General features: G+C 31.8%; 8 protein-coding genes and 1 tRNA gene. 2 read left to right on the forward strand and 7 right to left on the reverse strand.

All coding sequences use genetic code 11. The features are described from left to right. The first annotated feature begins 15 nt into the window (after positions 1-15). Positions 16-2,340, forward strand: a complete 2,325-nt coding sequence (locus DZ60_RS0114285; protein WP_025742723.1) for a tetratricopeptide repeat protein — start codon at positions 16-18, stop codon at positions 2,338-2,340. Positions 2,341-2,349: 9 nt separating this feature from the next. On the opposite strand, the gene DZ60_RS0114290 is transcribed toward DZ60_RS0114285, so the two are convergent. The 7 genes from DZ60_RS0114290 to DZ60_RS0114320 form a co-directional block, all read right to left on the reverse strand. Next, a complete protein-coding gene (locus tag DZ60_RS0114290; RefSeq protein WP_025742724.1) occupies positions 2,350-3,192 on the reverse strand; it encodes a GNAT family N-acetyltransferase in 843 nt (280 codons plus the stop codon). 48 nt (positions 3,193-3,240) lie between these two features. Beyond that, a complete protein-coding gene (locus DZ60_RS0114295) occupies positions 3,241-4,110 on the reverse strand; it encodes an NAD-dependent epimerase/dehydratase family protein (RefSeq protein ID WP_025742725.1) in 870 nt (289 codons plus the stop codon). Next, positions 4,103-5,719, reverse strand: a complete 1,617-nt coding sequence (locus tag DZ60_RS0114300) for a GMC family oxidoreductase (protein ID WP_025742726.1) — start codon at positions 5,717-5,719, stop codon at positions 4,103-4,105. Before DZ60_RS0114300 ends, DZ60_RS0114295 begins: the two co-directional genes overlap by 8 nt. After that, positions 5,710-6,120 (reverse strand): hypothetical protein, encoded by a 411-nt coding sequence (locus tag DZ60_RS0114305; protein ID WP_025742727.1) that lies wholly within the window; start codon positions 6,118-6,120, stop codon positions 5,710-5,712. Before DZ60_RS0114305 ends, DZ60_RS0114300 begins: the two co-directional genes overlap by 10 nt. Beyond that, positions 6,110-6,955 (reverse strand): polysaccharide deacetylase family protein, encoded by an 846-nt coding sequence (locus DZ60_RS23130; RefSeq protein WP_025742728.1) that lies wholly within the window; start codon positions 6,953-6,955, stop codon positions 6,110-6,112. Before DZ60_RS23130 ends, DZ60_RS0114305 begins: the two co-directional genes overlap by 11 nt. A 75-nt stretch (positions 6,956-7,030) precedes the next feature. Beyond that, a complete protein-coding gene (locus tag DZ60_RS0114315) occupies positions 7,031-7,909 on the reverse strand; it encodes a glycosyltransferase family 2 protein (RefSeq protein ID WP_025742729.1) in 879 nt (292 codons plus the stop codon). Between the two features lie 146 nt (positions 7,910-8,055). Continuing rightward, positions 8,056-8,128, reverse strand: a tRNA-Gly gene (locus tag DZ60_RS0114320). Between the two features lie 367 nt (positions 8,129-8,495). Between DZ60_RS0114320 and DZ60_RS0114325 the strand changes: the two genes are divergently transcribed. After that, on the forward strand, positions 8,496-9,054 hold a 559-nt coding region (locus DZ60_RS0114325), incomplete at its 3' end, for a hypothetical protein (protein WP_025742730.1).

Genomic DNA, 9,054 nt, shown 5'->3' on the forward strand with positions numbered 1-9,054 from the left:
TTTAAAATAAAAGATATGAACAAAAGAATAATATATATATCCGTATTAATACTCCTCATTAGCACAACAATACTATATCTTAATCATTTTGATAATTCATTTCATTTTGATGACTCTCATACAGTAACAGGAAATGTTTACATACAAGACATCAAAAACATACCTTTATTTTTTAAAGATGGAAGTACAATAAGCTCATTACCACAGAATCAATCATACCGCCCCATTGTAACCACCTCACTTGCAATTGATTATTGGTTAGGAAAAGGATATATTCCTTTTTATTTTCATATTACATCTTTTATACTATTTCTGATACAAGGAGTTCTTATTTTCTTTATAGCCAAAAGAATTATAGATCTCTCAAGAGAGAGTTCATACAATACATACATAAGTGGATTTATAGCATTATGGTATATGATTCATCCTGTAATGGCTGAAACAGTAAATTATGTAATCGCACGATCAGACTTACAATCCACCTTTTTTGTAGCACTTTCATTTATTTTATATCAATATTCAAAAAAAGCAAAAAAATATTACTTGTATCTAATTCCTATAATTATCGGAGCTCTAGCTAAACCTACTGCCATAATGTTTGCTCCTCTATTCTTTGTCTACGTTACTTTATTCGAAGAAAAAATGAGTTTCATTCAATTATTCAATCCTAAGAATTTAAAAAAAACATTTTCTGCCCTTAAAAAAACACTCCCCGCAATACTTGTATGCGCATCATTATACATGTTTATAATAACAATGACACCCGAAAGTTATACTACAGGGTCGGCAAAAACTCTGAATTACCTTATTACACAACCTTTTGTAATTACATACTATTTTATTAGTAGCATATTGCCAATTCACCTCAGTGCAGATACCGATTGGAAAGTTTTTGATAACATCTGGTCGTATAAATTCTTTTTAGGAATTCTATTTGTAATCATACTAATAAGTATTGCTTTTATATCTTCAAAGAAAAAAAAGTATTACCCAATCAGTTTTGGGATTGCTTGGTTCTTTATTTCCCTTATACCTTCATCAAGTATTATCCCCTTAGCCGAAGTCATGAATGATCATCGTATGTTTTTCCCATATATAGGTTTATTAATAGCATTGGGATGGGGAGCAGCATTACTAGCTATGCGGATTCAAAAAAAGTACTCGGTTAATAAAAGATATGGTGTACTATGTATATCCAGCATATTGTTACTATATGCTTATGGTACATATCAAAGGAATGAGGTATGGGATAATGACGAAAGCCTTTGGAAAGATGTAACAATAAAAAGTCCGAAAAACGGCAGAGGATTAATGAATTATGGACTTTCTCAAATGTCCAAAGGAGAATATAAAATAGCCGAAAAATATTTCTTGAAAGCATTAGAATACACTCCTTATTACCATACATTATATATAAATCTGGGGATATTAAATAATACTCAAGGCAATACAGAATCCGCCGAAAAATATTTTAAAGAAGCAATTAAATATGGCTCAAAATACTACAGCCCAAGGTTTTATTATGGTAGATTTTTAACTAGAAACAACCGAGCGGCTGAAGCTATTGAACAACTTTCAAAAGCACTAGATATCTCTCCATCTCATATTACAACAAGATTACTACTAATGGAGAATTATCTTGAACTAGAAGACTGGGATAATCTACAAAAAATAGCGAAACAAACTTTGAGTATTGATAAAAACAATAAAAAAGCGCAATTATTTCTAGTTTCAAGTGTAGAAAAAATAAGTAAACTAGAAACCGAAGAAAAAGAAATATTAGTAAACCCTTCTGCTCAAAAATACTTGAATTTAAGCCTAAAATACTATCAGAAAAAACAATATATCAAATGTGTAGAAATGGCTCAAAAAGCTATTGATCTGCAACCTGATTACTCAGAAGCTTATAATAATATTTGCACCGCTTATAACCTTCTTGGAGATTACGAAAAAGCCATTAACGCTTGTAATAAGGCCTTAGCAATAAACCCCGGTTATAATCTAGCCAAAAACAACCTAAAAGATGTACTAGAACGAAAAACCAAATTAAAGAATCATACCCTGAAACTTGCAGAAAATTCATCTGAGGCAAATTATCTAGATCTAAGCCTATTTTACTATAAAAATGGAAGATATGTGAGGTGTATTGAAATAGCTAAAGAAGGAATTATTAAACACCCAAATTCTGATAATTTATACAACAATATTTGTGCAGCATATAATGAATTAAAAGACTGGGAAAATGCTTATAAAGCAGGGCAAAAAGGATTAAAACTCAATCCTGATAATCAACTCCTTAAAAACAATTATCATATAGCTAAAAAAAATAGAATTGAGTAGGTGATAGTATCAATATGCATCAAAGTCCAAAGCACTGAACTGCACTCCCGAAAAATTAAATTCTCTCCCCTTCTCTGTAAGATCTTTAAAAATTAAATTAAGAGGAGAGGGTCTCATTTTTTTCGGAATATCAAAATAAAAAGATTTTTTCCAATCAATTTTATCATCTATTCCAATCCAAAGTTGAATAGGTCTAAATCCTAGAGTATTTTGGGTGTTTTTTAGTCTATAGGAAGCATCAAAATCTTTTAGAATTCCTTGTATCCCAAAGCTATCAGTCGGCGCTAAAACTCTATTGTTTTTAACCTGATATTTGAGTTCTGGATTTGCCAAACGCCAACGTACAGACTCATCATCCCAAACACGTTGATAATCAATATGATTATTACTGTTCTTTTGAACTATTTTACCCCAACCTAATTTGGCATTAAGCATACCAACCAATTGAAAATCAAGCTTTTTTAAAAAACCTGATGTGCTTTGCGCATTAGCCACCCCAATAACAAAACCAAAACCCAGATCTGAAGCTCTTTGATAGCTTTTTGCCGCCAAAATCGGAAACAATTTTTTCCCTCTATGTTGAGGGTGAGTTGCTGTATTTAACGATAACAAACCCTTTTCTTCTTTACCATGTACCAGAGCTTTAATAGGCATTAATGCGTAATGTGCAGCTAATTCATCGTTTAGAAAAGCATTAAAACCAATCATGGACCCCACAGGATTTTCAACATATTGCCACTTTACAAATTCCTCCGTATATTTCTCGGCTTTAGGAAACGTAACCCTAAGAAGATTTGTTATCTTGTGAATCGACTCACCATCCGTTTTTATTGGTAAAAAATCATAACTCATTTATAACATTCGTTTTAGGGATTAATTTTTCAAAATCACAGGCTGTAATCATTTTTCTAATAATAAATCTAAGCTTTCTTCATAGCTTTTTAACTCAATTCCTATTAATTTTTGGTCTTCCTTAGTATCTAAAGTTATTAGCTTTTTTAATCCCAATACACTTTCTGAGGATACAGGTATTTTCACTCCAATCTTTTCAAAAAACAAACAGCTCCAAAATAATAAAAAAGTAGGAATTGGTACAAAAATTAATTTTCGACCAAGTTGCTTTGCCAATATTCTATAAAAAATTTTCATAGCTATTATTTCGTGATGTGCAACGTTAAATATTCCTGTCAATTCTTTTTTTACCAGTACATTTTCAACCACTTGACATAAGTCATTAATATATACAGATTGTATCGGTTGTTTCCCACCTCCCACTAACGGAAAAAAAGAAGAACTTTTCATACGGTGTATCATTTCTGATAAGATTCCTTTCTTCCCGATAACAAATCCAATCTTAAGAATAGTATCTTTATTAAAATCAAATAATTCCTCACAACGCATTTTGGTTGTTCCATAATGTGAAATTGCATTTTTATGTGCAGAAAATGAAGACAAAAATGCAATCTTAATTTTTTTTTCATTGCATATAGAAATAAGGTTTTCAGTACCCCTTAAGTTAATCGAATCAGCGCGATCATCATTCTCATACCTAAGATAAGCAGCATGAATCAAAAAGTCAACATTATCAAAATCAATTGGATTAACATCTTCTTCCATTTTATATTGTACGTAGGTAACACCATCATCTTTTTCCTTAGGAAGACGATGCACAAATGCTTTTATACGCCAATGTTTATCTTTAAAATAATCAAGAAGACATTTGCCTAAAAAACCATTAGCTCCAGTTATAATAAGTGTAGGGTTATTCATTCTTAAGAACATTTTTTGCCACTCGATAAGCATTCGCCATCAAAGTTAATGTTAATCCTTTTGCTGGTAAATATTTAAAACCTGACCCGTCTGCCACGAATACGTTTTTTGTGCCCGCCAATTTTCCAGATTTCGAAATCGTAAATAGTTCCCCACTTTCATCAAATGGTAATGTACCACCATAATGAATACTCCCTCCTAACGGTGTCCGAATTGTTTTAAGAGGAATACAACCTAAAGTTTTTAGTGCTTTCCTTATCTTTTTTTCTCTTGACAAATTTATACGTAGTTCTTCATCAGATAATACATATTCACCTGTCAAAATATCTCCAGTGTATTGATTAGAATCTTTTTGCAAAGTAATAAATTTATTTACCGTTCCTTGATCAGGATGGTGAATCCCAGCTATTGTAAAAGAAGAATGCAAAAATTGCATAAGAATTCTCGCATCAGCAAAATTCAATGGAGTCTCTTTTATAAGTTTAAACAACAAAAGTGATCTATAACTAAATAAAGCAGCCATTCCAACATCAAAGTTATTTTGATATTCATCAACATAAAGCACCAATTGAGCAAAACTAGTTTTATATTGCTCAATCTTCTTTCCTAATCTTCTCCATTGCAAACAAGGGATATAAGAATATGGGTTACAAATTATCGGTAATTTCTCTTTCTTATAATCAAAAGATCGTGTTACTATTCGCGCAGTTCCCAATACTCCGGGAGACAATATTAATTTTTTACATGTAAATTTTATTTCCTCATCCGTATCTGTTCTCTTAACAAAAACAGCCACTCCATCATGGTCTTCTTCAAACTTTGTAACCAGACAATGTTTATGATAACTAAAATTTGGTTGTTTCATTAATTCCTCTATAGTTATCCAAGATCTATACGCAGATTTATTAGCATCACTCCAAAAACCCATATCCTGATATTTTGTAGCGGATCTATCTCCCTTGTCTTTCGTCAATAAAGCCAAGGCCGATCTACCTAAGTAAATATCATTTTTGTTAAGAAACTTTTTTTTCTTTTGATAACGATCAAAGATATTCTTCAAGTTATCTTCAATTTTTGTCGCAGGTTGTATATCTTCTAAGTCCCTGAGGCAATATGGCTTACTATCATCTTTTTCTCCCGAAACACCAATATAAGAAGCTACTGATTGATAAGCAGGCAACATTTCTGCCTCATCCAATCCCAAAGCTTCTAATTCAAGTTTAGAAAAAGTATAACACCCTAATCCCCAGCCTCCACCAAGCCCTCCTTTCGCTGTACTCTCCATAGGCTGAAAACTATCTGACCGAAAAGGAATTAGTTTTTCAGAAAATCTCGTTAAAAAACTGCGGGGTGGTGTTAATTGTGAACCAACTTTTGTGGTTTCCCAAGGAACTCCCTCAAACTCATTTCCTAAAAAATAAGAATACTGTTCTTGATCCTTTTTTCGAATAGAAATAAAATCAGTGTTCGGAATTTTATTTTTATGAGTTCTATCTTCTTCTCCAATATCCAGTAATCCAACCTGCACACCAGCATCCACCAAAGTTTTAGCAGCTATTGCACCAGTAGCACCAGAGCCTACAACTATGTAATCATAACTTAACTGCACCTATTCTTAATGTTTTTTATAATTATAATACCCAAAAAAGCTCTTACTACAGATCTGCAACCGACAAAAATTATAGTAACAAATTGAAAAAAATTAAAATTAGACGATAAAAAACAAGACGTGTAATTTGGAGAAGCTTCCAAAATAGCCAACATTGTAAAAATTTTTCTTCTCACGACATTTCCAGGATCTCTCAAGGCCAAACCAGCATCTATACAAGCCATTTTCCATTTACTTTTAAGCATGATAGACAATAACATCTCTTCATAGTCCGTTAACTCAATATCAAAGCAACGCATCGCCTCACAATAATTAACCCGCTCCTGATTAAGTAATGGCTTTGATATCAAATAATTAGTTATTCGATTCGCTTCTAATGTATAATTATTATCACCTCCCATTTAAAAGTTCTATATAACTTTTGTAAGTCATTATTGTTGGTTCAAACATTTCCATCACTTTTTTAAGTCTCGGAAAAACGCCTTTCCTATTATAGTACATTAATTGATTATAGACCCAGCGATCGTTTATTTCAGGATGCATAAATCGCTCTTGCTTCAAATCTATGTCATAAGGATGAAAATAGCTTGTTACCGCTTTATTTTTTTTGAAATGAAATTCAAAACTTTTTTTTATCAAGTAAAAAGGTAAAAACCTAAAATATACACCACCAGAAAAAGGCACTTTAAAAATAGAACCTTTTCTTAGACTCACAGGAATTTCCCATAGATCATTGCTCATTTTTTTAGGACATTCACCAAACCCTTCCCACCCATATAAAGGGTTTTTTGCAGGTAATACTGAACTCGAATAACGAAACCCTAGATCTGATAAAACATCAAAAAACCAAGGTGTACTTTTTGTAACAGAATACGTAGGAGCTCTATAACCGAGGAGTTCAATAGCTCCTGCATTATAGAGGTGTTCCTTATTTCTACATACATCTTCCCTGAATTCTTCTTGAGTTTGCGATGTAACTGGTATGTGCATATTCGAATGACATGCTATCTCATGCTCCTCAGCAACAATAGTTTTAATAAGACTTGGATAATGTTTTGGGATATCACCTACCGTAAAAAAGGTAGCCTTTGCATTATAGGTATTCAAAAATGAAAGATAATCTTCAACCAACTCTTCTACTCTCGCTCTGTAAGACAAACCATTTTTCACCCTAAGACGAACATCTTCAAGATCAATACTAAATAAAAAAATATGTTCCTTTTCCTCTTGATTCATGTAATATTGCCATTAAAAAAAGCTTCTTATAAGTTTAGGTCATAAAAAATTAAACAATTATTTCATTTATATCAATTATTGATTTTTCCTAACTGCAGATAATTGTTCTGCAATTAATCCTAAAAGAAAAATAATCAACCCCGTAAGTATCAAAGTACTTGCTCCTATACTTATTCCTTTTCCTTGAAAGAAAAAATTAGCTCCCCATATAGTTCCAAAAACAAGAAAAAAAGCAGAAATCGGAAGAAAAATTCGAGCAGGGTTAAACAAAATAATAATATTTATAATCTCCATCACAGTTTCAAATGCTGTCCGTACTCCAATGGTGCTCAACCCCTTAATCCTTTCCTTAATTCTGATAGGTTCCTCTATTACTAAATGACGATTATTCACAAAAGTTAAGGTTATAATGTCACTAAATGACATGGTATCTGGTGTTAGGCTTAAATATTTTTGAACCAATTCCGTATCATAAATTTTCATCCCAGAATTAATATCATAAATAGACAACTTCATTAAAATTTTTGCCACCATACGTATAATCGATTTTCCGACACTACGATAAACGGAAGCAGAGGAATGACCTCTTCTACTACCAACAATGAGATCCGCATCTGTCTCCTTTATTTTTTCAAATAAAACATCAACATCTTCAAGATAATGTTGTCCATCAGCATCTATGGTAATAGTATATTTCGTTTTACTTTTAGCTATACCACTTTTTAAAGCACCTCCATATCCGCGATTAACTTTGTGAGATAATACAGTAAAATCAAAATCCGAGTTCTTTTTAAAGTCAGTAAGAATACTTAAAGTATTATCAGAAGATCCATCATTAACAATAATAAGTTGGTACCCTTTGTTTTTGCAGTGATCCAACACTTCAGAAAAAAATAAACTTAAAGATTCTGACTCATTATAAGCAGGAATAACTATAGTTAAATTATCAGGCATGCAAATCTAAGTTTTGCTAAATCTAAGTTTTTTTTTGTAAAAAAAAAACTTAGAGCAACAACTTTAATAATTAACATCTAACACAAAACAATAACAATTTTTAACTTTTAAAACAAAAAAAGCCTTGTCATTACAACAAGACTTTGAGCGGGAGACCAGGTTCGAACTGGCGACATTCAGCTTGGAAGGCTGACGCTCTACCAACTGAGCTACTCCCGCAATCGCGGTTGCAAATGTAAAAGAATTCTTCAAAAAGCAAAACAAAAGCGTTTATTTTTTTAAAAAAAGATTTATCAAGTATCGAAAGAAAGATTAATTATTAGAGAGATACAGAAAAACCGTTAAGAAAACACTAACAAACCGTTTAAAACCACTTTTTATCGTAATAAATAGCTTTTTATCGAATAAATTTTGTACGTTTGCATGTAAAACTATATAATTTTATCAAAAAAATAACTATATTTATAACATATCGTCTATATAAATTAACCATACACCCCATTTTTTGTTTAAAAAAACAACTTATGGTATAACCTCAAAAAAAAGAAGGCGCAGCCTTCTTTATAAAGGAAAAATCCTACAAAATATGAAGACAAAACTACTTCTATTTATATTCCTATTATTTTCATTAACTTTTATTAATGCACAAGTAAAAATAGGTGACAATCCTGACCTAATAGATAGTGAATCGGTTATGGAATTAGAAAGTGTAGACAAAGCTTTTGTTCTAACACGTGTTACTACTTCTCAAATGAACAGTATCACTCCTTTAAATGGTGCATTACTATATAATGTTGATGAAAATTGCCTTTTTCAATACAACAACAATAGTTGGACAAGTCTATGTCAAGGTAATAACCAACAATTATCTTTTAATAATACCACAAATATTTTAACATTAGAAAATGGAGGATCGATCGATTTATCATCGTTGATTAACGATGCTGATCCAGACCCTACTAATGAAATCCAAATATTAAACCAAGTTGGCAACACCATAACATTGTCAAATGGTGGAGGTAGTTTTACTGAAACATTATCTACACTTACGGATAATGGCAATGGGACTTTTACCTATAGAGCAGAAGATGGATCAACCGTAGTTATAGGTACAGTAGGTGCAACGGGAGCGACAGGTGCTGATG

Source organism: Aquimarina pacifica, assembly GCF_000520955.1.
In the GTDB taxonomy this organism is placed as follows: Bacteria; Bacteroidota; Bacteroidia; order Flavobacteriales; family Flavobacteriaceae; genus Aquimarina; species Aquimarina pacifica.

Excerpts from the sequence above, each read along its gene's own strand:
- DZ60_RS0114290 (WP_025742724.1), bottom strand. The coding sequence starts at position 3,192 with ATGAGTTATGATTTTTTACCAATAAAAACGGATGGTGAGTCGATTCAC.
- DZ60_RS0114295 (WP_025742725.1), bottom strand. The coding sequence starts at position 4,110 with ATGAATAACCCTACACTTATTATAACTGGAGCTAATGGTTTTTTAGGC.
- DZ60_RS23130 (WP_025742728.1), bottom strand. The coding sequence starts at position 6,955 with ATGAATCAAGAGGAAAAGGAACATATTTTTTTATTTAGTATTGATCTT.
- DZ60_RS0114305 (WP_025742727.1), bottom strand. The coding sequence starts at position 6,120 with ATGGGAGGTGATAATAATTATACATTAGAAGCGAATCGAATAACTAAT.
- DZ60_RS0114285 (WP_025742723.1), top strand. The coding sequence starts at position 16 with ATGAACAAAAGAATAATATATATATCCGTATTAATACTCCTCATTAGC.
- DZ60_RS0114315 (WP_025742729.1), bottom strand. The coding sequence starts at position 7,909 with ATGCCTGATAATTTAACTATAGTTATTCCTGCTTATAATGAGTCAGAA.